Source organism: Flavobacterium sp. RSSB_23 (genome assembly GCF_051547145.1).
Taxonomy (GTDB): domain Bacteria; phylum Bacteroidota; class Bacteroidia; order Flavobacteriales; family Flavobacteriaceae; genus Flavobacterium.
Map to the genome: position 1 here is coordinate 205920 of NZ_JBPTTO010000003.1, position 23392 is coordinate 229311.

The 23392-nt window shown below is 34.0% G+C and carries 22 protein-coding genes; 12 read left to right on the forward strand and 10 right to left on the reverse strand.

All coding sequences use genetic code 11. The features are described from left to right. The first annotated feature begins 4 nt into the window (after positions 1-4). A complete protein-coding gene (locus ACSVH9_RS07650; protein WP_438063201.1) occupies positions 5-484 on the forward strand; it encodes a hypothetical protein in 480 nt (159 codons plus the stop codon). Between the two features lie 81 nt (positions 485-565). Here the strand turns inward: ACSVH9_RS07650 and ACSVH9_RS07655 are convergent, their stop codons facing one another. Continuing rightward, entirely contained in the window at positions 566-2266 is a 1701-nt protein-coding gene (locus tag ACSVH9_RS07655) for a putative transporter (RefSeq protein WP_438063202.1), read from the reverse strand. 300 nt (positions 2267-2566) lie between these two features. Here ACSVH9_RS07655 and pckA point away from each other — a divergent pair, with 300 nt between their 5' ends. The 10 genes from pckA (at position 2567) to hisIE (ending at position 12654) form a co-directional block, all read left to right on the forward strand. Further along, a complete protein-coding gene (gene pckA / locus ACSVH9_RS07660; RefSeq protein WP_438063203.1) occupies positions 2567-4171 on the forward strand; it encodes a phosphoenolpyruvate carboxykinase (ATP) in 1605 nt (534 codons plus the stop codon). Positions 4172-4541: 370 nt separating this feature from the next. Continuing rightward, positions 4542-5399: an ATP phosphoribosyltransferase gene (gene hisG, locus ACSVH9_RS07665; RefSeq protein WP_024981796.1), complete on the forward strand. Its 858-nt coding sequence runs from the start codon at positions 4542-4544 to the stop codon at positions 5397-5399. Between the two features lie 49 nt (positions 5400-5448). Beyond that, complete coding sequence (hisD, locus tag ACSVH9_RS07670; protein WP_438063204.1) at positions 5449-6762, forward strand: histidinol dehydrogenase; 1314 nt, start codon at positions 5449-5451, stop codon at positions 6760-6762. A 76-nt stretch (positions 6763-6838) separates the two neighbouring features. Next, positions 6839-7885, forward strand: a complete 1047-nt coding sequence (gene hisC / locus ACSVH9_RS07675) for a histidinol-phosphate transaminase (RefSeq protein WP_438063205.1) — start codon at positions 6839-6841, stop codon at positions 7883-7885. A gap of 140 nt (positions 7886-8025) precedes the next feature. Further along, positions 8026-9162 (forward strand): bifunctional histidinol-phosphatase/imidazoleglycerol-phosphate dehydratase HisB, encoded by a 1137-nt coding sequence (gene hisB, locus ACSVH9_RS07680; RefSeq protein WP_438063206.1) that lies wholly within the window; start codon positions 8026-8028, stop codon positions 9160-9162. Between the two features lie 58 nt (positions 9163-9220). Then, complete coding sequence (gene hisH, locus ACSVH9_RS07685) at positions 9221-9856, forward strand: imidazole glycerol phosphate synthase subunit HisH (RefSeq protein WP_438063207.1); 636 nt, start codon at positions 9221-9223, stop codon at positions 9854-9856. Positions 9857-9863: 7 nt separating this feature from the next. Beyond that, on the forward strand, positions 9864-10607 hold the full coding sequence (gene hisA, locus ACSVH9_RS07690) for a 1-(5-phosphoribosyl)-5-[(5-phosphoribosylamino)methylideneamino]imidazole-4-carboxamide isomerase (protein ID WP_438063208.1): 744 nt from the start codon (positions 9864-9866) through the stop codon (positions 10605-10607). 237 nt (positions 10608-10844) lie between these two features. Continuing rightward, positions 10845-11210: a four helix bundle protein gene (locus ACSVH9_RS07695; RefSeq protein WP_438063209.1), complete on the forward strand. Its 366-nt coding sequence runs from the start codon at positions 10845-10847 to the stop codon at positions 11208-11210. A gap of 53 nt (positions 11211-11263) precedes the next feature. Then, complete coding sequence (hisF, locus tag ACSVH9_RS07700; protein ID WP_298295667.1) at positions 11264-12019, forward strand: imidazole glycerol phosphate synthase subunit HisF; 756 nt, start codon at positions 11264-11266, stop codon at positions 12017-12019. Between the two features lie 38 nt (positions 12020-12057). Next, a complete protein-coding gene (gene hisIE / locus ACSVH9_RS07705) occupies positions 12058-12654 on the forward strand; it encodes a bifunctional phosphoribosyl-AMP cyclohydrolase/phosphoribosyl-ATP diphosphatase HisIE (RefSeq protein WP_438063210.1) in 597 nt (198 codons plus the stop codon). 74 nt (positions 12655-12728) lie between these two features. Here hisIE and ACSVH9_RS07710 read toward each other — a convergent pair whose 3' ends face one another. Continuing rightward, positions 12729-13667, reverse strand: coding sequence for a DUF2167 domain-containing protein (locus ACSVH9_RS07710; RefSeq protein ID WP_438063211.1), 939 nt, complete (start codon positions 13665-13667; stop codon positions 12729-12731). A 263-nt stretch (positions 13668-13930) separates the two neighbouring features. Here ACSVH9_RS07710 and ACSVH9_RS07715 point away from each other — a divergent pair, with 263 nt between their 5' ends. Continuing rightward, positions 13931-15586, forward strand: a complete 1656-nt coding sequence (locus tag ACSVH9_RS07715) for a M1 family metallopeptidase (protein ID WP_438063212.1) — start codon at positions 13931-13933, stop codon at positions 15584-15586. Between the two features lie 81 nt (positions 15587-15667). On the opposite strand, the gene ACSVH9_RS07720 is transcribed toward ACSVH9_RS07715, so the two are convergent. From ACSVH9_RS07720 to ACSVH9_RS07755, 8 genes are all read right to left on the reverse strand, one after another. Further along, entirely contained in the window at positions 15668-16222 is a 555-nt protein-coding gene (locus tag ACSVH9_RS07720) for a hypothetical protein (protein ID WP_438063213.1), read from the reverse strand. A gap of 179 nt (positions 16223-16401) precedes the next feature. Further along, positions 16402-16860: a hypothetical protein gene (locus ACSVH9_RS07725; RefSeq protein WP_438063214.1), complete on the reverse strand. Its 459-nt coding sequence runs from the start codon at positions 16858-16860 to the stop codon at positions 16402-16404. Positions 16861-17070: 210 nt separating this feature from the next. Next, on the reverse strand, positions 17071-17799 hold the full coding sequence (locus ACSVH9_RS07730) for an SIMPL domain-containing protein (RefSeq protein WP_438063215.1): 729 nt from the start codon (positions 17797-17799) through the stop codon (positions 17071-17073). A gap of 482 nt (positions 17800-18281) precedes the next feature. Next, the gene (locus ACSVH9_RS07735; protein WP_438063216.1) at positions 18282-18725 is read right to left on the reverse strand and encodes a hypothetical protein; all 444 of its coding nucleotides are present in this window, start codon (positions 18723-18725) and stop codon (positions 18282-18284) included. Positions 18726-18772: 47 nt separating this feature from the next. Next, positions 18773-19201 (reverse strand): hypothetical protein, encoded by a 429-nt coding sequence (locus ACSVH9_RS07740; protein WP_438063217.1) that lies wholly within the window; start codon positions 19199-19201, stop codon positions 18773-18775. A 199-nt stretch (positions 19202-19400) separates the two neighbouring features. Further along, entirely contained in the window at positions 19401-20051 is a 651-nt protein-coding gene (locus tag ACSVH9_RS07745; RefSeq protein WP_438063218.1) for a hypothetical protein, read from the reverse strand. Between the two features lie 162 nt (positions 20052-20213). Next, the gene (locus tag ACSVH9_RS07750; RefSeq protein WP_438063219.1) at positions 20214-20729 is read right to left on the reverse strand and encodes a hypothetical protein; all 516 of its coding nucleotides are present in this window, start codon (positions 20727-20729) and stop codon (positions 20214-20216) included. A gap of 167 nt (positions 20730-20896) precedes the next feature. Then, positions 20897-23290, reverse strand: coding sequence for an AAA family ATPase (locus tag ACSVH9_RS07755; RefSeq protein ID WP_438063220.1), 2394 nt, complete (start codon positions 23288-23290; stop codon positions 20897-20899). Positions 23291-23392: the final 102 nt, after the last annotated feature.

Here is a 23392-nt window from a genome sequence, read left to right on the forward strand (position 1 = left end):
ACTTATGAATGAAGCACATTTGCACCTAGTGGTGAACCATTTTCCTATTATCGGGACGATTTTAGGATTAGGAATTTTAGTAGTTGGGTTGTTGTTGAAGAACAATTCGATAAAGAATACAGCGTTTTTTCTGTTCATTATTGCGGCTATTTTTGCTGCAGTGAGTATGGCAACTGGAGAAGGAGCAGAGGAATTGGTAGAAGATATGCCAAACATTGGTCACGATATCATTCACGAACACGAAGAAATGGCAGAAAAATTGGCTATTGCATTGTATGTTTTGGGACTAACTTCCGTAATTGGTTTGTATTTGAATTACAAAAAATCAGCTAAATCAGTTCTAGTAACTTATGTAGCAGTTATTATTGCTGCGGTAGCTGTATTTTTAGGACAACAAACAGGAACAACAGGTGGAGAAATTCGTCATACAGAGATAAGGTCGGTAGCGGTTCCAGCTGATGTTCAAATGGAAGACAAGGATTAATTATAGATTTAGGTTAATGAAAAAAGGATGTCAAACCAATGACATCCTTTTTTTTTTTTGAAATTGAAACTAACAAAATGATTAACTCGCAAAGAGTAAAATAAGCAATTGTGCGACCAGAATTCGACTAATAGTTACTAGAGGATAAACGGTAGCATACGATTGATTAGGGATATCAGAATCTAAGTATTTGGTGCTAAAAGCCAAAGCTGCTGGGTCCGTATAAGAACCACTCATTATTCCAACCATTTGATAAAAATTGAGCTTGAAAACAAAACGACTGATAAGTACCAAAAGAGTTAGCGGAATAAAAGTGATAAAACAGCCGTAGTAAATCCACATCCAACCATTGTTTGCTACAAAATTTTCATAAAAACCGTGTCCTGCTTTGATTCCAACTGCTGCAAAGAACATACAAATTCCAAGGTCTTTCATAAAGTGAATGGCTCCATTGTTGATATACGAGTGAATCACGCCAACACCACCATATCTACTGATAAACAAAGCTGCCAAAAGCGGTCCAGCTGCCAAACCTAATTTTAAAGGAACGGGTAATGAAGGAATCACAATTGGAATAGAACCAATGATCAATCCAAAAATTAAACCGCCAAACAAAGAAAGAAAATCGGGTTCTAGCAATATTTTTTTAGAATTTCCAATGATTTTTTCGGCTTCTTGAATAGCTTCTTTGTTGCCGACTACCATCAAAGTATCGCCGTAGAATAATTCTAATGAAGGTTGTGCTAAAATTTCTAATCCAGAACGAATAACACGAGTAACTTTCACGTCGTATTGATTGTATAAATCCAACTCGGCCAATGTTTTATGAATAGCTGTTTTGTGAGTCACACTAAGAATTTTTGTAGTCACATCTTCTTCTGATTCAATAAACAAATCCGTCGAAATTTTACCAACCACATCAATAAAGGTGTTGATGTCTTTCTGTTTTGCTACTACCATTAAAACGTCTTTGGCTTTTATGACAGAATCCAATGAAGGGGAGTAAACGACTTTAGTTCCGCTTTGTTTTTGTCTTGAAATGATAACATTATCAATGTGAAATTCTTTGAATACTTGTTTGAAAGTTTTACCTATTACCTCCGATTTTGTGACCCTACATTTTTGACGAACAATAGCATTCTCATGGTCTTTATTTTTCTTTTTGAGTAAAATCACCTCTTTTTCTAGGTCAATTTTTAAGGCATTTTTGGCAACTATAATAAGGAGAATAATCCCAAAAACTCCAATCGGATAGGTGATGGCATAAGCAATCGCTGGATCAGAAAAATGATCAGCTGGCAGATTCAATTGCTTTTGAATTTCAATCAAAGTGGATTTAGCCGCTCCTAAACCAGGAGTATTAGTAACAGAGCCCGACATTAAGCCTACTGCATTTTCCACTTTTACATTAGCCAAAATATGGATGAGATAAGCTATGATTCCTCCAAGAAAAACCGTTCCAACCCCTAAAGCATTGAAAACCAAACCTTCTTTTTTAAAGGAAGAAAAGAAAGTAGGACCTACTTGTATTCCGATTCCATATACAAATAAAATCAAACCAAACTCTCTCACAAACTGAATTAAATCGGCTTGCATACTATATCCTAAGTGTCCCAAAAAGAGTCCAACGAACATAACTGCAGATACACCAAGAGAAACTTTTCCTATTTTGAGTCTTCCTGCAAAGAAACCTATACTTATTGCCAAAAATAAAACTATTAATGACTGTGCCATCTCCGGCTCTTCGGTCGGAGTAAACAATATTCTAAACCATTCAAACATAATGTTAAAATTTATTATTATTAAAAGTAGTGTAAATGAATCACTTTTGTAGATTTTTTTTTATGATAAAAATCAGTTAATGAGCTTATTTTTAAAATAAAAGCATAAATTTGTTATGAAATCGATTTCGCTGTAAAAGCCTTATAATCAGTGTAAAATACTGCAATCGTTTTCGTAAATTTTTCTTCTATTTATGATAAATATCAGTTTTTTCCATCTATAACAGTCGTAAATTTGAATATCAAAAATTAAGAGATTTATAAAAAAAATAAGGTTAAAAAAAAATAAAAAATTATCACAATGAAAAACATTAAAATCATTCAGGAACTACACAATTTAGGAATCACTGGTTATCATGAAGTAGTATATAATCCATCTTATGAAGAATTGTATCAAGCAGAGGTTTCTTTAAAAAGAAAAGGATATGAGAAAGGAGCGAATACTTCAACTGGAGCTGTAGCAGTTAAAACCGGTATTTTTACAGGACGTTCTCCTAAAGATAGATATATTGTTAAAGATGATGTTACTAAAGATACTATCTACTGGGATGACAAAGTAAACTTCCCAACGTCAAAAGTAATTTGGGACGAATGTAAAGAATTAGTATTGACTCAATTGTCTACTTCTCCAAAATTATATGTAGTAGATGCATTCTGCGGAACGAACCCAGACACCCGTTTAAAAGTACGTTTCGTAATGGAAGTAGCTTGGCAAGCACACTTTGTAACTAATATGTTCATCAGACCTTCAATTTACGAATTAGAAAACTTTGGAGAACCAGATTTCATCGTAATGAATGGTTCAAAAGCAACTAATCCAAACTGGAAAGAGCAAGGATTAAACTCTGAGAACTTTGTAATGTTCAATTTAACTGAAAAAATCCAAATTATCGGAGGTACTTGGTACGGTGGTGAAATGAAAAAAGGAATGTTCGCGATGATGAACTACTACCTACCATTAAAAGGAATGGCTTCTATGCACTGTTCTGCAAACGTAGGAGAAGATGGAGATGTAGCGGTATTCTTTGGACTTTCTGGAACTGGAAAAACAACTTTATCTGCTGACCCAAAACGTTACTTGATTGGTGATGACGAACACGGATGGGATGACAACGGAGTATTTAATTATGAAGGAGGCTGTTATGCAAAAGTAATCGACTTGAGCGAGAACAATGAACCAGACATTTGGAGAGCTATCAAACGTGACGCTTTGTTAGAAAACGTGATTGTGGATGAGTACGGAGATATTGATTACTATGATCACAGTATCACTGAGAACTCAAGAGTTTCTTACCCAATCTATCACATCAACAAAATTGTATTGCCTTCAAAAGCAGGACACGCTAAGAAAATCATTTACTTATCTGCAGATGCCTTTGGTGTATTGCCTCCAGTTTCAATCTTAGACGAAGATCAAGCACAATACCACTTCTTGTGTGGATATACTTCTAAATTAGCAGGTACAGAAAGAGGAATTACTGCACCAGAACCATCTTTCTCTCCAGCATTTGGTGAAGCTTTCTTAACCTTACACCCAACGATGTACTCAAAAACATTGATTGGTAAAATGAAAGAACACGGAGCAAAAGCGTATTTAGTGAACACAGGATGGAATGGAACAGGAAAAAGAATTTCTTTGAAAAACACTAGAGCAATCATTGATGCTATCATTAGTGGAGAAATTGATAAAGCACCTACTGCTACAATTCCTTTCTTGAATTTGACTATTCCAACTTATTTACCAAACGTAAGTGATGGAATTTTAGATCCAAGAGACACCTATAAAGATATGGCAGAATGGGAAGCTAAAGCTAAAGATTTGTCTTCTAAATACATCAAAAACTTCGAGCAATATACTAATACCGAAGAAGGTAAACGTTTAGTAGCTGCTGGACCACAACTTTAATAGCTGTAATAATTCTATAATAATAATTAAGTTGGTTTTTTTTTGAAACACTCGTTACCACTTGCTCTTGGCTTGTCGTAGCGGGTGTTTCGCTTTAAAAAAAGCAGTGATTTAACAATTAAACAACACAATGTTGTAAAATAATTAGTTTTACAAAAAAATATTTCTATATATTTGCATCGTTAAAAAAACAAAATAAATGTTCGCAACTCAATTACATCATCATCATTTACATTATTGCTCTCAAGCGATGTGTTAATGGTATGTTTGTAAATCATCATATTTTAAAACCCGTTTGAGTACATCAAACGGGTTTTTTTATACCTTCTTAGTTGTACTCAAATTTTATCAATCTAAACAAAAAACTAAAATGAGTACACTAAAAATTGCTATCCAAAAATCAGGAAGATTAAACGAAGATAGCATCCAAATTCTAAAAGATGCCGGAATATCAATAGACAACGGTATCGATCAATTAAAAGCAGAAGCTTCCAATTTTCCTCTTGAAGTATTGTACTTGAGAAATTCGGATATCCCTCAATATCTTATCGATGGAGTAGTAGACATAGCTATCGTAGGCGATAATTTGTTAGTAGAAAAAGGAAAAAACATTGAAGTAATTCAAAAGTTAGGTTTTTCTAAATGCAAAGTTTCTGTAGCTGTTCCAAAATCGTTCAATTATACTTCCGTAAAAGATTTAGAGGGCATGCGAATCGCCACTTCTTACCCAAATACAGTAATTAATTTTTTCAATTCCAAAGGCGTTACGGTTGATATTCACCAAATTTCAGGATCGGTGGAAATCGCCCCAAACATAGGTTTAGCCGACGCTATAGTTGATATTGTTTCAAGTGGTAGTACATTGTTCAAAAACAATTTGAAAGAAGTTGAAGTGATTTTCAAAAGTGAAGCGGTTTTAGCCGTTTCCCCCAAAGTAAGTAAGGAATCTCAAAAGATTATCGATACTTTGAAATTCAGAATTGAATCTGTGTTGAGAGCCAGAAGATCCAAATATATTTTGATGAATATTCCCAATGATAAAATCGATGCTGTAGGCAAAATTCTTCCTGTATTAAGAAGTTTGACTGTATTGCCATTGGCTCAAGAGGGATGGAGTAGTGTGCACTCGGTTATTGATAAAGATACGTTTTGGGAAGTCATCGATCAATTAAAAGAAGTTGGCGCTGAAGGAATTTTGGTTTGCCCAATTGAGAAAATGGTACTTTAAGCCCCCTAGCCCCCAGAAAGGGGAATTATAAACTTAAAATTTAAATACAATGATTACAATAAATAAATATAATTTCAGTGATGTTCCCCCTTCGGGGGTTAGGGGGCTTTTAGAAAGACCCACGAAAACAGTAGATGATATAGAAGCTACTGTAAAAGAAATTTTTAAAGAAGTACAAAAAAAAGGCGACGAAGCCATTACCAAATACACTTCTCTTTTTGATGGAGTAGCCCTAGCCAATCTTGAAGTTACTCCAGAGGAAATCAATGAAGCGATTGCATCAATTCCACAAGAATTACAAGACGCTATTCAATTGGCAAAATCCAATATTGAAAAATTTCATACAGCTCAAAAAACAACTCGTGTAAGCGTAGAAACCACTCCAGGAGTTGCTTGTTGGCAAGAAAAACGTCCGATTCAAAAGATTGGTTTGTACATTCCGGGTGGAACAGCTCCTTTGTTTTCGACCGTTTTAATGTTGGCCGTTCCTGCGAATATTGCGGGTTGTAAAGAAATTGTGTTGTGTTCTCCTCCAGATAAAAAAGGAAAAATCAATCCAGCCATTTTGTATGCCGCACAATTGTGTGGGGTGACCAAAATTCTGAAGGTGGGTGGCATTCAAGCGATTGCAGGATTGACTTTTGGTACAGCTGCAATTCCGAAAGTGTATAAAATTTTCGGACCCGGAAATCAATTTGTAACGGTAGCGAAACAATTAGCTACCCAATTTGGAGTCGCTATCGATATGCCTGCGGGACCATCAGAATTGTTAATTGTAGCTGATGATACAGCCGTTCCAGCCTTTGTAGCTTCGGATTTATTGTCGCAAGCGGAACACGGTACCGACAGTCAAGTGATTTTAGTTTCGACTTCGAAAGACTTAATTGATGCGGTTGAAACTGAAATCCAAACGCAATTGGAAGTACTGCCAAGAAAAGCTATTGCAACAAAAGCCATTGAAAACTCTAAATTGATTTATGTTGAAAATGACCAAATTGCTTTAGATTTGATTGACGAATACGGGCCTGAACATTTCATTATTTGCGCTCAAAACGAAGATTTTTATGTAAATAACATTGGTAATGCAGGGTCGGTTTTTATTGGGAATTACACCCCAGAAAGCGCTGGTGATTATGCATCCGGAACCAACCATACGTTGCCAACCAATGGTTATGCTAAAAATTATAGTGGTGTCAATTTGGATAGTTTCTTGAAATCGATGACATTTCAAAAAATTACAGCTGAGGGTATCCAAAATATAGGGCCAGCTATTGAACTAATGGCAGAGGCGGAAGGATTGCAAGCCCATAAAAATGCGGTGACGCTTAGACTACAGTCCTGCGAGGTTTCTAAAACCTCGTAGGTCTATATTTTAGATTGCTATTTGTTAACTAAAACCTACAAGGTTTTTGAAACCTTGCAGGAATAAAAAACTTATTATGAATACTTTTGATATAAACACCATAACTAGAGAAAACGTCAAGGCAATGAAACCTTATTCTTCCGCTCGTGATGAATTTGAAGATTTTAACACCGCTCAAATGATTTTTTTGGATGCCAATGAAAATCCGTTTGAAAATGGAGTAAATCGCTATCCAGACCCACAGCAACAATCGGTAAAATCGATTTTAGGGCAAAATAAAGGATTGCAAAAGAAACAAATCCTACTTGGAAACGGTAGCGACGAGGTGCTGGATTTGTTGTTTAGAGGATTTTGTGAGCCTAAAACAGATAATATAATTACGTTGCCTCCAACCTACGGAATGTATAGTGTTTTGGCGAATTTGAATGATGTAACCAACAAAGAAGTGTTGTTGACCAATGAATTCCAGCCAAATGTAGAAGCCATTTTGGAAGCGGTGGACGCCAATACCAAAATCATCTTTCTCTGTTCACCGAATAATCCAACAGGCAACTCGTTTTCGGATGAAAGTGTGGTGTATTTGTTGAATAATTTTAACGGATTAGTGGTTATTGACGAAGCCTATATCGACTTTTCTGCAAAAGCGAGTTGGGTCAACGAATTGGACGCATATCCTAATTTGGTCATTACACAAACCTTGTCCAAAGCCTATGGATTGGCAGGTATACGATTGGGAATTTGCTATGCCTCAGAAGCTATTATTGGGGTGTTGAATAAAATTAAACCGCCTTATAATGTCAATGAATTAACGCAGCAAAGAGCGATTGAACGTTTGCAACAACCTGCTAAAATTGATTTAGAAATCACTTCTATTATTGCGCAAAGAGAACTTTTGCTTAAAGCATTACTTAAAGTTAATTTTGTTGAAGTTGTCTACCCAACAGAAGCAAATTTTGTCTTGATTAAAGTAGACGATGCGAACAAAAGATACGATGAGTTAATTGCGAAAGGCATCGTGATTCGGAACCGAACCACGCAACCCCTTTGCGATAATTGTTTGCGATTGACGATTGGTACAGAAATAGAAAATAAGAAATTGATAGAAGCTTTATTAGCAATTTAGTAGTAGAGAACCGTAAATTGCGTGAGGGATGTAGTGGAGCTCTTTTTGTAACGGAGGAACGGAGTTACAAAAAAGCGGGAACGGAAGCCCGACCCACCTTTTTCTGGTGGGGCACGCCCAAATAAACAATATAAAATAAGATGAAAAAAGTACTTTTTATAGACCGTGACGGAACACTAGTTTTAGAACCAGAAGGGTATCAGTTGGACAGTTTGAGCAAATTAGAATTTTACCCAAAAGCGTTTCAATATATCGCAAAAATCGCCAAAGAATTGGATTATGAATTAGCGATGGTGACGAATCAAGATGGTTTGGGAACCGCTAGTTTTCCTGAAGATACGTTTTGGCCTACGCAAAATTTTATTTTGAGAGCTTTTGAAAACGAAGGCGTTTTGTTTGATGATATTTTTGTCGACCGCTCGTTTCCAGAAGACAATGCGCCAACGCGCAAGCCTAGAACGGGAATGTTGACCAAGTACATCGACAATCCTAAGTATGATTTGGCGAATTCTTTTGTGTTGGGCGACCGCTTGACCGATGTGGAATTGGCTAAAAATCTAGGAGCGAAAGCCATTTTCTTGAAACAAGAGGAAGGGTTGGGAGCAGCAGAATTGTCTAGTAAAAAAGAGGAATTAGACGCCGTAATTGCCTTGCAAACTACCGATTGGAAAGCGATTTATGAGTTTTTGAAATTAGAAGCTCGTTCGGCTAGTATTGCCAGAAAAACGAATGAAACTGATATCAACATTCAGCTGAACTTGGACGGAACAGGAAAAAGCAAAATCGATACTGGAATTGCCTTTTTTGACCATATGTTGGACCAAATTGCGCGCCACGGTCAAATGGATTTAGAGATTTCGGTCAAAGGCGATTTGGAAGTAGACGAACACCACACTATCGAAGACACCGCCATTGCTTTGGGAGAAGTTTTTGCCAAAGCTTTAGGTAATAAATTAGGGATTGAACGCTATGGTTTTTGTTTACCAATGGATGATTGTTTGTCACAAGTGGCGATTGATTTTGGTGGAAGAAATTGGTTGGTTTGGGAAGCTGAATTCAAGCGCGAAATGGTAGGTAAAATGCCAACTGAAATGTTTTATCACTTCTTCAAATCCTTTTCAGACGGGGCAAAAGCGAACATCAACATCAAAGCGGAAGGCACCAATGAACACCACAAAATCGAAGCGATTTTCAAGGCTTTCGCCAAAGCTATAAAAGTAGCTGTGAAACGCGATACAGAGAAAATGATTTTACCAAGTACGAAGGGAATGTTGTAGCCCCCTAACCCCCAAAGGGGGAACTATTTAAGGTTATGAATTATTAAATAAAATTTTTATGAGTACAGTAAATACACAAGCTACTTCAACTCCCCCTGCGGGGGATGGGGGGCTTGTCATCATAAATTACGGCGCAGGAAACATTCAAAGCATTATGTTTGCCATAGAACGATTGGGCTACAATGCGGTTTTGAGTAACAATCCTGAGGAGATAAAAGCAGCAGACAAGGTCATTTTTCCTGGTGTGGGAGAAGCGAGTTACGCAATGAAAATGCTAAAAGAAAGCGGACTGGACACCTTGATTCCAACTTTGAAGCAACCTGTTTTAGGCATTTGTTTGGGAATGCAGTTGATGTGTCAATCTTCTGAAGAAGGGAATACAAAAGGTTTGGGGATTTTTGATGTGGATGTGGTCAAATTTTCGTCAAAGGTGAAAGTACCACAAATGGGTTGGAATACGATTTATAATCTAAAATCGGATTTATTCAAAGGCATTGCAGAAAATGCGTATATGTATTTAGTGCATAGTTTTTATGCGCCACTTTGCAAGGAAACCATTGCTACCACAAACTATGAATTGGAGTATTCATCGGCTTTAGAGAAAGATAATTTCTTCGGAACACAATTTCATCCTGAAAAGAGTGGAGATGTTGGTGAGCAAATTTTAAACAACTTTTTAAACCTTAAACTGTAAACAAATTATGCGAATAATACCCGCAATAGATATCATCGAAGGAAAATGTGTGCGTTTGTCCAAAGGTGACTACGATACTAAGATTATTTATAATGAAAATCCACTGGAAGTCGCCAAATCATTCGAGGCACACGGAATTGAGTATTTGCATTTAGTAGATTTGGATGGAGCCAAATCGAGCCAAATTGTCAATTATAAAATATTGGAACAAATAGCCACTAAAACGAAATTGAAGATTGATTTTGGTGGTGGTTTGAAATCGGATGCTGATTTGAAAATTGCTTTCGAAAGTGGTGCCAACCAAATCACAGGAGGAAGCATAGCCGTAAAAAATCGAGCCATTTTTGAGAAATGGATTGCTGAATATGGTTCAGATAAAATCATTTTGGGAGCAGATGCCAATAATGAAAAAGTGGCTGTTTCAGGCTGGTTGGAAGATTCCAATGAAGATTTGATTCCATTTATTCAAGATTATCAAAGCAAAGGTATTCAGTACGTGATTTGCACCGATATCGCCAAAGATGGAATGTTAGAAGGCCCGAGTTTTGATTTGTATGCAAAAATTTTGAACCAATGTAATGTCATATCGAGCGGAGTCGAGATAAAATTGATTGCTTCAGGAGGGATTTCAACTTTTGATGAATTGCCTAAATTAGCCGAACTAGGTTGCGAAGGAACCATTATCGGTAAAGCGATTTATGAAGGAAGAATTACGCTGAAACAATTAGAAAAATTCATTATTCAAGGTTAGAAATACGAAGTTAGAGGGTAGAAGTGGAGGAAAGTTAGAAATTAGAAGTTAGAGATAAGAAGTGAAAAATGTTAGATTTAAGATTTAAGAACTTAGAAGTTCTGCAATAGAAAATTATTCTTAATATTAACTTCATTTTTATAACCTATAAACCTTAACCTCTAGTTTTTTACATTTAGTTTCTAACTTCTAACCCCTAACTTCTAACCTCGTATTTCTAACCTCTAACTTTAAATTATGGTTCAAGATTTAAAAACAAGGACTAAAAAATTTGCAATTGATTGCGGGAGATTATGTAGAAATTTTCCTCATTCACGAGAATATAATGCATATGTTAATCAGTTAATAAGATGTTCAAGTTCTGTAGGAGCAAACTACAGAGCTTCTCAAAGAGGTAAGTCTACAGCTGATTTTATAAATAAATTAAAAATAGTAGAAGAGGAAGCTGATGAAAGCCATTTTTTTCTTGAAATTCTGCTAGATTTATATGATTTAGATGATGATAATGTAAAAGATGAAATGAAAAGATTATGTAAAGAAGCGAATGAATTGGTCGCAATAATAGTAGCTTCAATAAATACAGCAAAAAACAAATTAAAATGATTTTCTCTAGTAAGAACTTCTAACCTCTAATTTCTAACCTCTAACTTCAAATAATGCTTACAAAAAGAATAATTCCTTGCTTGGATATAAAAAACGGACGAACCGTAAAAGGGGTGAATTTTGTCGATTTACGCGATGCGGGCGACCCTGTAGAATTGGCCAAAATCTATTCACAAGAAGGGGCAGATGAATTGGTGTTTTTGGATATTTCGGCTACTGAGGAGCGACGCAGCACTTTGATTGACTTGGTTCGAAAAGTGGCGGCTACTATCAATATTCCCTTTACGGTAGGTGGTGGAATTTCGTCGGTGGAAGATGTGGAAGTGCTGTTGCAAAATGGCGCGGATAAAGTATCAATAAATTCTTCGGCAGTAAAAAATCCGCAACTGATTAATGATTTGGCGCAGAAATTTGGTAGCCAATGTGTAGTGGTAGCCATCGATGCCAAACAAATAGAAGGCGAATGGATGGTGCATTTGGTAGGAGGGAAGGTGCCAACTGAAATCCGATTGTTCGATTGGGCGAAAGAAGTGGAACAACGCGGTGCAGGAGAGATTCTCTTTACTTCTATGAATCACGATGGAACCAAAAATGGTTTTGCCAACGAAGCTTTAGCGCAACTATCACAATTGGTTAATATTCCGATTATTGCTTCAGGAGGCGCTGGGAACATTCAGCATTTTGTTGATACCTTTATTGACGGAAAAGCCGATGCGGCTTTGGCAGCTAGTGTCTTTCATTTCAAAGAAATTGAAATTAAAACACTAAAAAAAGAACTTAAAAATAATACTATAGAAGTCAGAATTTAAGTTTAACCACTTAATTATCAATACTTAAACTAACAAAAATGAATGTAGATATTAAAAGTGCTCACGGATTAATTCCAGCCATTATTCAAGATGCTGAAACCAAAAATGTTTTGATGTTGGGCTATATGAACGAAGAATCGCTTCAAAAAACCATAGATACTCAAAAAGTAACCTTCTTTAGCCGTTCCAAACAGCGATTGTGGACCAAAGGAGAAGAAAGTGGTAATTTTTTAGAATTGGTTTCCATTAAAAATGATTGCGATGGCGATACCTTATTGATTCAAGCAAAACCAGTGGGACCTACTTGTCATACTGGTGCCGATACGTGTTGGCAAGAAGCGAATTCCGAAAACTATGGTTTTATCTCACAATTGGAGTCTACCATAAAAACGCGTCGTGAAAATGCCGATTCTGAGAGGAGTTATGTGGCTTCATTATTTGAAAAAGGCATCAACAAAATTGCTCAAAAAGTAGGAGAGGAAGCGGTCGAAGTGGTTATTGAAGCAAAAGATGATAACGATGACTTGTTCTTGAGCGAAAGTGCCGATTTGCTTTTTCATTACTTGATTTTATTGCAAGCCAAAGGGTTTCAATTGAATGATGTAGTGGAAGTGCTAAAAGGAAGACAGAAGTAGCCTTTTGAAACAAAAAAAAAGGTTTCTAGAAGTAAGTGACTTAACTAGAAACCTTATTTTATGAATAATAAACTTTATTCTTGTTCAGTTGTTGTTTCTACAACTTCATTTTCGGCAGTTATTGCTGCATCATTTTCTTTCTTAGAAAATAAATTCATTATCTTATTTTTAAATGCCCCAAAAAGACCAATTAAGGTAATAATAATAATTTTTCCAAACTTCGCTAGAATAGCAAAAAAACCAACTTTGGTTAATACCTTGCCAGCGACTAAACCTCCTATTGTCCAAGCAGCCACATTATCAATTGAACTATCAAACTCTGCGTACGTATATCCTTTGTTAAAAGAAACGATATCAATAACTTTATTAATATCTTTCTGTACCAAAGGTAATTCTGAAGTACCAGCAATAGCATTTAAAACTAAAACTCCTTTTCTACCTAGAATTCTAATGTTATAGTTTAGTGTGTTTTGTGCTTCTGAACCAAACTTTATTTCTTTTGCCCAATGCAAGATTTTCTTTTCCTTATCATAAAATGGGGTGGAAGCCCATCCAACTATGGTGATAGGTTCGTATCCCTCTTTTTTTCTTTCAATATTTTCTTCTTTGGTATCCTCTTTAATTTGTGTTAATAATTCGTCATAATCAATATCGTCGGCGTCTTTATCTTCTACATAGCCAATTTCATCATATTGAATATTGAAAACATATCCCTTTTGACTCAAAACACCTTGATTTTCAGGAAGCAATAATCCAAGTGTAATGTTTTCTGTTTTTGGATTTCCCCATAAATCAACAAGAACTCTTTCTGCCTGTTCCGCATTTAAATACTTAAATCCTTTAGGAACAGTAATGGTACCTATTCCATTTTTTAAAGTAATGCTACCTTTTTCGTAAGTAAAGGTTTGTTCAATCGAGTCTATTTTTTGTGCACTATTATCTTGTGCAAATGATAGAATGGAATAGCAATACAGCATCACAATGAACATACTTCTTTTCAACAATAAATTCATAATTTAACAGATTTTGTGTTAGTTTGTTAGTAAAGATTAATTATTTATTGTGGTATTTTCAACTTGAATGTTTTCAAATATATAAAATTTTCTTACACTGATGAAGATTGTTAAAAATAATTTTCTTAATAATATTTTGTTAATAAAAATAAATAAACAAGACTGTTGTATGTATAAAAAACAAGATACTTTTTTAACAATTGAATAAATGAAATGCAGATAAAATCTAAAAAAGTATGTAGTTTTGAAAAAAACTATACCCGATGAAAAAAATAGCTATCCTTCTTTTGATGACTTCGTTTTCGGTCAGTAAAGCCCAAGGATTATTGAATAAAAAGGAAACCACTTTTACCCGTCAAGATACGCTTAGAGGCAGCATTACCAAAGAACGAGCTTGGTGGGATTTAAAACACTATCACTTAGCCATCAAAGTGAATCCAGCGGATAGAACTATTTCGGGGTCGAATACTATTCGTTATCAGGTACTTCAAGAGAATTCGGTGTTGCAAATTGACTTGCAAAATCCGATGGCCATTACCAATGTCACTCAAGACGGAAAGCCATTGACCTACAAGCGAGAGGGAAATGTTTATTTTATTACATTAACGGCTCCTCAAAAAGTAGGAACGACCAAAGAAATTGTGGTATTTTATAGTGGAAAGCCAAAAGTAGCAGTTAATCCGCCTTGGGATGGAGGGATTACTTGGAAAAAAGATAAAAACGGAAATCCGTTTATCGCTTCGTCTTGTCAAGGATTGGGCGCTAGTGTTTGGTGGCCTTGTAAGGACCATATGTATGACGAAGTCGAAGAAGGAATGCGCATCAGTGTGAATGTGCCTGGCAATTTGACGGATGTTTCTAACGGGCGTTTACAAAGTGTACAAAAGGAAAAAGACGGTACCAAAACCTTTCATTGGGTGGTTAAAAATCCAATCAATAATTATGGGGTGAACATTAATATTGGCGATTATGTTTCTTTTTCTGAAAAATACAAAGGGGAAAAAGGCGACTTGGATTGTACGTATTATGTATTGCGTGATGATTTGGACAAAGCCAAAAAACAATTTCAAGATGTGCCCAAAATGTTGAAGGCTTTTGAGCATTGGTTTGGTCCTTATCCATTTTATGAGGACAGCTATAAGTTGGTGCAGGCTCCGTACTTGGGGATGGAACACCAAAGTAGCGTAACCTATGGCAATAAATTTCTGAATGGTTATTTAGGACGCGATTTGAGTGGAACGGGTTGGGGAATGAAGTTTGATTTTATCATCATTCACGAGTCGGGGCATGAGTGGTTTGCAAACAATATTACTTATAAAGACATCGCCGATATGTGGATTCACGAAAGCTTTACCAATTATTCGGAGAGTTTGTTTTTGGAATACTACTTTGGTAAAGAAGCGGGATATACTTACGTTCGTGGGATTCGAAAAAACATCGAAAATGACAAACCAATTATTGGAGTTTATGATGTAAACAATGAAGGTTCTGGAGATATGTATTACAAAGGCGCCAATATGCTACATACCTTGCGACAAGTGGTAAATAATGACGAAAAATGGCGTGAAATCTTGCGCGGTTTGAATACTACTTTTTACCATCAAACAGTGACGACACAGCAGATTGAAAGTTATTTGAGCGAAAAAATCGGAAGAGATTTGACGCCTGTTTTTAATCAATATTTGCGTGATACGCGTATTCCAACCTTGGAGTATTTCTTTAAAAACAATCAGTTGGGGTATCGTTGGGCGAATAGTGTGGCCAATTTCAATCTTCCTGTAAAAGTGTTTTTGAATGGTACTACACAAATTTTGGAACCGAATAACGAATGGAAAATGTTGCCTTTAGGAACAACAGAAAAACCAGGACTTGAAGTGGATAACAACTATTATGTGGGCAGCTACAATATAACGGAGTAGTTCCTAAAATAAAAAATAAAAAAGCTTTCTGAAGTCTAGTACTAGTTCAGAAAGCTTTTTTTATGTTGTTTAGTGATGGAATTATTTATGAAGTAGCTTGGTAATTTTGGAGAAAACAAAGAGTAGCATAGGTCGAAGTACTAAATACAGTGCGCTGCAAAGGAGTACTAAAATACTTCCAATAAGAATTGGAAGTACACCTCCAAAAGTAAAGGTCATCCCAATTGCAAAACCAAGTAAACATTCTGCACGATAAATAGGCAAGAAAAAACCAAGCACCAACAAGCCGATAAGCATATAAAAAGGCACCTCTTGATTCCCCAGCGTAAAAAAAACTGAAAGTACCATCCCAAAAAGTAAAGCGCCTACAAAATAAGCCACAAAACTATTTGGTACAACACTACTCGTTGACTCTTTCTCTATTCGTACTTGGGCGCGGTACAGCAAAAACCAAGTTAGCAAAGGAAGCAAAATACCACCCCACCAATTCGAAAATGAAGGCAAGTCCTTGTTTTGCAAAAGATGATGACTGGGCACGCCTCCGTGAAAATAATCCCAAAGCAAAAGCGCCCAAATGAACACTGTTACGAGAATAGTACAATAAATACGCTTTTTAAAAAATGTTGCTTGTTTCACAAAGAGGTTAGTTAGGAATGGTACGATAAAAGTATCTAACCATTAGTTGCATTGGGAGTGATATTGTTACAATATCGCTTTCCTAACAAGGACAAAACGATGCCTTGATAGGATGAATTTAATGATATGACTGGGCAGTAAAATTGGAAATACAGTTCAACTTATTGTAATAGAGTTGTTTATTTAATTTCTATATCTAATTGTCTTCCTTCTTCAAAAGCTTTTTTATCCATTTTTGAACCTACAAATATTCCTGCACTCATACCTAATGGCAAACCGATTCCTATTAATCCCATATTTTCAAAGCTTAATCCTAAAGCTCCAATTGGCAATCCAAAAACAGACATTCCTAAAGCTGACCAAAGATTGCGATAGTAGTTTTTAGGTACGATTTTAAGTTCCTTTTCTACTAGTTTAATAATTTTTCTTTGTTTCTTTGTTACTGATATCGTTAAATCAAACTCTGTTTGAGGTGTATTATTTATTGCTTCAATATCATTATTTACAGCTTCAATAACTGTAAGAGGTAATTCCTTCTTTTTTAATTCTTTTAGAAAATTTCCGAGTTGGGCGTATTTTCTACTTAGTTTAATATTTTCAGAGATATCTTGTCTCTCTTTTAGTTCAATGATGTGCATTGTATTCGTTTTTAGGTATTTGAATTGATGCAATTGCTAAACACGATAAGAAGATTTTTCATTTGTTTTAGAATTGATATACTGTGTTAGCACGAGCGCAATGTTTTTAGAGGAGCGGTATTATGTAATTTCGACAAAAGGATGAATTATAGTAGTGAATTTCGTTATTCGAGTTTACTACGTAAATTCAATATTATTGTGCAATTACTTTTATTTTTTTATTATTTCGTAGACAATTGTTATAGTTTCTTCCAATTCTTTTTCTTCAACTTCAAATTTATCAAAAGAACTTTTTTGATTTGAAGCCATTGCTGGCATAGATTTATCCATTTTAACTGCTGCTACTTTCAACATAGAAGCACTTTCAAAATCACGAACAGTAAATTTTGCAACCTGTTTTACATTTAGAAGTTTCACATCTAGGGCATTTGCGATATTTTCTGCGTTACTTTTTGCTTCGTCAATTGCAATCTTTATTAGATTTTGTCTTACCGTTTTTTCTAATTCATCGGAAACTTGAGTTTCAAAATCTATGTCTGAATCTTTTAGATTTTCATTTTGTATTTCTTGATAAAACGCCTCAATTATTTTGTTATCTAGAACAAATTCAACAGCTAAAGTGTTTTCAGAGGTATATTCCTTTTTATTGTCATTGTTTTCATCACTCGAGACTTTGTATTCTGAAATTTTAATGTTTTTTTCAGTAAAACCAATTCGTAAAAGTAATTTTTGTAGTTTATCTATTTCTTCATTTAATTCCTTAATCGAAACCTTTTCTACTAAATTTCGTTTTGAAACACTAATTCTAAAACTTGCCAAATCAGGTTTAACTTTCATTTTTGCAATTCCTTCTGCAGTTATTTCATTTCCACTTCTATTCTGTGAAAAACCGTTTAATGTTAAAAGTACAAAAGCTAAAATTGTTAAATGTTTTTTCATATTTATTTAATTATTTTCGTTTTTACGTCGCTTAAAAATATCACCAAAGTTCTGTTAATAAATCGGGAATGGTACTGTTGCTTCCAGCTTATTTCTGTCGGGATAATTAATTGAAGCTGTTAGGCACAAGCTATTTATCGCTTTTAAAATTATTAATATAATTGGATGATCTTCCATTCCAATAACAATTAATACATCTACCATTTTCAAATTTGTGTTCGCAATTTTTCTTTCCATACAAATAAAATGAGCATTCAGGACATAATGAGGTCATTTCCGATGATTCTGAAAAATAAATACTTTTACATTCGTCACATTTTTGAGTTTTACTTTTCATTTAAAGATTCCTTTTTTAAAATTTATAACAGTATTTACACTTTTAATTAACCCAAATGATGCTTTTCCAGTTTCCATTTGAAAATCTATTCGTTCTCCGTAATATCAACAATTCTAAAGATTGATATCATTGTGCAGTTAGGTAGTTACTTTTTATCCAAATCTAAATAAAAAAGTTTTGCAGCTTCTTGAATTTCGTCATCTAAATTATCATCAAGTGAAAATGAATATAATACCCATTTATCACTTGGTTTGTAAAATTTAAAAATGAATCTTATTGGTTGTCGATCATATTTCACGAGATAGGAGTATAGCATAAAACTTTCTGAGAATTTTTTCGTTGTGATGATTTCGTATCCATTGTATTTACCCATATAACTTTCTGTAAATCCATTTACTATTCCAACAATTTTTTCAATGTCATCTTTTGCTCGTTCAGTCCATTTATTCGTTGCATATAATTCTTTTACCGCTTTTCCTGCATCTTTTTCGTAAGCCTTAAAAAAAATGTTTAACAAATTCTGTGGCTCAGATTGAGCAAAGAGGTTTCCAGATATGGAAATCAATATAATAAATAATAATTTTTTCATATGGTCTATTTTATTTTGTGGTTTTATTACCTATCAAGTATGAGTTATTATACTTTAAATAGTTCAATTTTTGCCATCCAGAAAATATCTGATTTTAAGAATTGGAGTCTTGTTTTAATTATTTGGTCAGTTTTGTCTCTTGGAGATTTAGTTATAAATCTCGCTTTGGAATTAGTAAAATCTAAGGTAAATTTATTATCAATGTCTTGTTGTTTATCGGAAAAAAATGAAATCACATTGTTTTCGATAGTCCATTTTCCTTTTCCGTATTTGTTTACTTCAGGAGGAATGCCATTTTTGATGTTTGAATAATAATGGAATGTAAACGTCCCGTCTTGTGATAATGTTAATTCGTATTGAAGTGTATTATTGTCCTTAGTTTCAATAGCTAGTTTATAATCGCCACTGACTTTATCGATTTGTGCAAAAGAGGTGAAACTTAAAATTAAAATTAGGAAGGTTAAAATGGTTTTCATAGAATTTTAGATTGAGAGTTTTTAATTAGTTTTTTTAATATTTCTCATGACTTCAAGAAGATGAATAGGTTTGTGATTAAAGTAAGTTTTATTTTTCGGTTATCAATCTGCCAATTGCAAAACATTAGTTTTAATTTAATCAATTGCAAACTGTTTGTGGTGCATGTAGGCTGATGTTTTTTTTAACAATGCATAGCTGTTACAGATAATCTTCTACTCCTAATGAAAGTTTAAAATGTGCTTTAGGGCTGTAATATTTATGCCAGTTTGCAGATTTATAATTTTCACTTACTATATAAGTAGATGCATTTTCGTTTTCGCTAAACCGAACATAAATATTCTTTTCCTTATCATCTAATTTACTTAGTACTTGAACACCCATATAAATATTTCTATGATATAAATTTAGAGTAGATAAATCTATTCTAAATCGACCATTGTGTTCTTTTTTAACAATAAACTTTATCTCGTTTTCACTGATTGCTTTTCCAGGCTTTCCATCTTGATCAACTTCATAAACCAATAATCCGAGCTCTGTATCTTTATAGTTGATATCTAATTTCTTTTTTAAAAAGTTGACAAGCCCGCAGTTAAAATAAAAATCAACATAAGAAAGACGCCCTTCTGGAATATTTTTTACTGCACTCACAATTTTACTAATTTGGTTAAGCCCACCAAAGTTAGGACGACCATCTAAATCTATTTTAGTAATGTGCTTCTTTGCTTTTTTCTTTTTAAGTATTTTTATTTCTCGTAAAACAATGATTGAATCTTTTTGGGTTATTTCTTGGGCATTTATCGATGTGCTAAAAAGCAAAACAGAAAATAAGATTATTAAGTTTGATTTCACGCTCCTGTTTTTTATAGTATTTCTGAAATTTTTGTTATTATTCTGAGGATTTTGGACTAAATTATATTTCTTTTTCGGTTATCACTGAACTGCCAAATACAAAACCAACTTTCCATTAAGCGAATTGCTCAAATCTATTGAAGCTGTTTGCAGTTGGTATTCTTATTTTATCAATTTTAAATTTTCATATTCTGAACATTCTCCAAATCTTTCCCATTTGCTGTTTGAATCAATAAAATATACTATTTGACATTCAAAACATACTTTTGCAATTGCAACAACTTTTGACTTGTTTTTAAAAATATAGATATCTCTATAAATTGGAGCACATGCACTTTTTTTATATTCACTGCACGCTTTGGGATTAAATATTTCTCTTAATTCATCGAATCTATTTGATTTTATTATACTCTTTTTAAAATGCAATCGTTCCAAATCTGCTATAAAAGATGTATCACTAATTTTTTGAGGTAACTCTTTTTCAATTATTTCTAAATACCTTTTTTCAAGAATAGTAAAGTTCTCAAATGTTTTCTGATACACGGTTTCATATAGTGAATTGTTTCCAGAATCTTTGTAATGCTCAACTTTATCAAATACAAAAGAGGAATTAGGTTTTGAGCAACTTGTCAAAACTATAATAGAAAGTAAGAATGTAATTAATTTAATGGCTTTCATTGTATTTTTTTCAATTTGCTTACTTGATAACGGTATTATTCTAAAGCGGGTTTGGGACTAAATTAAGCCCATTTTTTCGGATTTGCAAAATCATCCCAAATACAAAACCATTTTTAAATTAAGCCAAATCCCCAAATTGCTTGTAGCGTGTGTTATGGGCTGTGCTTTTATGTGATTACAATTTCAACTCCTATGCTTAAAAGTAGTGCTTCATACTGTTCATTATCTTTTTCTTTGATTTTGTTTAAGATAAATGTTGCTGTTTTTTTCATTTCAGGTGCATCAATTGGAATCATACTCCGTTCAAATAAGCCTTCCAAATGTGATAATTCATTGTTGATTCTATCTGTCATTGTTGAAGCCTGTCTGTTCTCGCCAAAGAATTTTGTAAGTTTTTCTATTTGGTCGTTAGCATTTGGATATTTGTAATAAAGAAATGCTTCCAAAAATTTACGTGTGTTGTTTCCAAAGTTGTAAAATAAACTGTGTTGTTCTTCATCATCTGGATCAGCGGTTGAACACATATAAATTTGATGAAAAAGGAAGTTAAATTCAGTTACATAATCCTTTAAATATCTTGGCATTATTCTAATTCTACTTTCCTCTTTTTCCCTTGAAATTAAAAAATAAGCACATTGATTTTTATTTAGTGCATTGGGTAATCGTTTCAAGTATTTCAAAAAATCAAGATTATGAGTAGAAATGAATATTTGTTCAAATTCCATTTTCGCAATTATTTCAGCATTAATAAGGCTGTAAACGAAAAAAATATGATTGCTATCTAAACTTGAAATAGGGTCGTCAATCCAAATGATAGGTTTACTTCCTTTGGTTTCAACATCTTCAAGTTTTGCCATAAAATAGCAGAATGCTATCAAGCTACATTCGCCCTCGCTTAAATGGTGGGCTTTCTTTCCATTTCTAACAATCTCAAATCGTATTTTTTTACCGCCCAAAACGTCTGCTTCTTCCAATGCTTGTAATGTCAGAAAGTCGTGTCCGAAAAAATTGTTTAAGTATTCATTTACTTTCAATGCTCCTTTTTCTTCGTCTTTCATCAAACGTTCTTTATCTTCAATCTGTGTAATTTGCTGTTTAATTTTATCTTCTACAGCTTGCTTGTTTTGTGCTTCGGTATCAGAAGTCGCTTTTAAAGTTTGTATTCTAGTTGTTACAGTTGTGTATTGTATTGTTGTTACAAAATCATTGACTTCTCGTAATCGCAATAGTCTTTTTGCTTCGGCTTGTTCTGTTCCTAACGAATTACTGTATTCGTTTGCTTGTGTTCTTAAAGTTTCAAATGCTGTCCAACAATCTTCAACTTGTTGACTGTTGTCGATTATATCATCATACGTTTTTGAACTTAATAAGTCATTTTTACGCTCTATAAGTTTTTCTTTGACACGATTTAATTCGGATTTTATGCTGTCAATCGCTTTTTGTCTTTGTAAAATCAATGTGTCTAAATCCGAATGAAACTTTGAATAAAAAGCATTTTTATTGATTTGAAGTAGTATATCAACATTACGAATTGAATTTTCAATTTCAGTAATCAAAGCATCAATTTCCTTTTCTAATTTTTCAGACTCTTCATCAAAATGACTATCAAGTTCATTCCAACGCTCTTCTGAAATATCGTTGCCACAAAACGAACATTGTTCAAGTTTGTCTTTATGTAATTGTCGCCCTTCTTTAACCCAACGATTTAGAATAGCATCTTTTAAAAGCTGTTCAATTTTATTAGAACTGCTAATTGATTTTGTAATAAGTTCTTTTGCTTTTGTATTAAGTGTATTTAAATCTAAATTTGGTTTTACAATTCCGGGTATATCCGGATTTGTTTTTTCGTTAAGCAAATTTTGTTTTTGTGTTACTTCATCATCAGTTAACGGTTGAAACGAAGTTTCTAAAACCGAAGCAATGTCATTTTGAAGTTTGTTGATGTTGTAATTTTGGTCGCCAAATTTTTCAGACTTGTATTTTATTCCATTTGGGTTATTAGTTGCTTTATAGCTTAACTGTTGGGTTAAATTATTGTTTTCTGTTTGATACGCCAGTAATGCCGTGGTCGCTGTTACGGAAGCATTTTTAAGTTCAAGATAAAATCCGCTTGCGTTTATAACTTGCTCTGTATTTTCTTCTTGTCCTAAATCTTCTTTAAGTTTTTTTATTTCTTCTTCAATAATTGCATTACCTCCAATAATTGCAAATGGTGTAATATTTTCATCTGAATTTATAATGAAACGGAGATTATCTTTTACAAAATCCTCGTTAAATACCCTGATTTTCTTTCCGTGTGTAGTTAGGTTGGTTTGTGTAACGTCTGAAATGTCTTGAATACTGACTTCAAATTGTGGGTTTTCGTATTTATCGGAAATGTTACCTGTTTCTAATGCTCTGATTATTCTGGATAGTGTAGTTTTTCCCGAATAATTTCGTCCGTAAAAAATATTGATTGGTTTGAATAAAACTACATTATTTCCGTCATCGCGAATAGTTGCGTCCCAAACGAAGTTTTGGAAAACTGCAAGATTAGTTATGGATTTGAATTTTGTAATCATTCTTTATTATCAAATTTAGCGATTTTGGGTAGCATTGCCCATAACGTTCCCGCGCTACACGCAGGCTGGGATTAAAGATGCGTAATCTTTCGGTTAAAAACA

What these genes read in the sequence shown, in the direction of transcription:
- hisD (WP_438063204.1), top strand. Translation starts at nt 5,449, where the DNA reads ATGATTACAATAAATAAATATAATTTCAGTGATGTTCCCCCTTCGGGG.
- ACSVH9_RS07755 (WP_438063220.1), bottom strand. Translation starts at nt 23,290, where the DNA reads ATGATTACAAAATTCAAATCCATAACTAATCTTGCAGTTTTCCAAAAC.
- ACSVH9_RS07750 (WP_438063219.1), bottom strand. Translation starts at nt 20,729, where the DNA reads ATGAAAGCCATTAAATTAATTACATTCTTACTTTCTATTATAGTTTTG.
- hisA (WP_438063208.1), top strand. Translation starts at nt 9,864, where the DNA reads ATGCGAATAATACCCGCAATAGATATCATCGAAGGAAAATGTGTGCGT.
- ACSVH9_RS07695 (WP_438063209.1), top strand. Translation starts at nt 10,845, where the DNA reads ATGGTTCAAGATTTAAAAACAAGGACTAAAAAATTTGCAATTGATTGC.
- ACSVH9_RS07740 (WP_438063217.1), bottom strand. Translation starts at nt 19,201, where the DNA reads ATGAAAACCATTTTAACCTTCCTAATTTTAATTTTAAGTTTCACCTCT.
- hisIE (WP_438063210.1), top strand. Translation starts at nt 12,058, where the DNA reads ATGAATGTAGATATTAAAAGTGCTCACGGATTAATTCCAGCCATTATT.
- hisH (WP_438063207.1), top strand. Translation starts at nt 9,221, where the DNA reads ATGAGTACAGTAAATACACAAGCTACTTCAACTCCCCCTGCGGGGGAT.
- ACSVH9_RS07650 (WP_438063201.1), top strand. Translation starts at nt 5, where the DNA reads ATGAATGAAGCACATTTGCACCTAGTGGTGAACCATTTTCCTATTATC.
- hisB (WP_438063206.1), top strand. Translation starts at nt 8,026, where the DNA reads ATGAAAAAAGTACTTTTTATAGACCGTGACGGAACACTAGTTTTAGAA.
- ACSVH9_RS07725 (WP_438063214.1), bottom strand. Translation starts at nt 16,860, where the DNA reads ATGCACATCATTGAACTAAAAGAGAGACAAGATATCTCTGAAAATATT.
- pckA (WP_438063203.1), top strand. Translation starts at nt 2,567, where the DNA reads ATGAAAAACATTAAAATCATTCAGGAACTACACAATTTAGGAATCACT.
- hisF (WP_298295667.1), top strand. Translation starts at nt 11,264, where the DNA reads ATGCTTACAAAAAGAATAATTCCTTGCTTGGATATAAAAAACGGACGA.
- ACSVH9_RS07715 (WP_438063212.1), top strand. Translation starts at nt 13,931, where the DNA reads ATGAAAAAAATAGCTATCCTTCTTTTGATGACTTCGTTTTCGGTCAGT.
- ACSVH9_RS07730 (WP_438063215.1), bottom strand. Translation starts at nt 17,799, where the DNA reads ATGAAAAAACATTTAACAATTTTAGCTTTTGTACTTTTAACATTAAAC.
- ACSVH9_RS07655 (WP_438063202.1), bottom strand. Translation starts at nt 2,266, where the DNA reads ATGTTTGAATGGTTTAGAATATTGTTTACTCCGACCGAAGAGCCGGAG.
- hisC (WP_438063205.1), top strand. Translation starts at nt 6,839, where the DNA reads ATGAATACTTTTGATATAAACACCATAACTAGAGAAAACGTCAAGGCA.
- ACSVH9_RS07735 (WP_438063216.1), bottom strand. Translation starts at nt 18,725, where the DNA reads ATGAAAAAATTATTATTTATTATATTGATTTCCATATCTGGAAACCTC.
- ACSVH9_RS07710 (WP_438063211.1), bottom strand. Translation starts at nt 13,667, where the DNA reads ATGAATTTATTGTTGAAAAGAAGTATGTTCATTGTGATGCTGTATTGC.
- hisG (WP_024981796.1), top strand. Translation starts at nt 4,542, where the DNA reads ATGAGTACACTAAAAATTGCTATCCAAAAATCAGGAAGATTAAACGAA.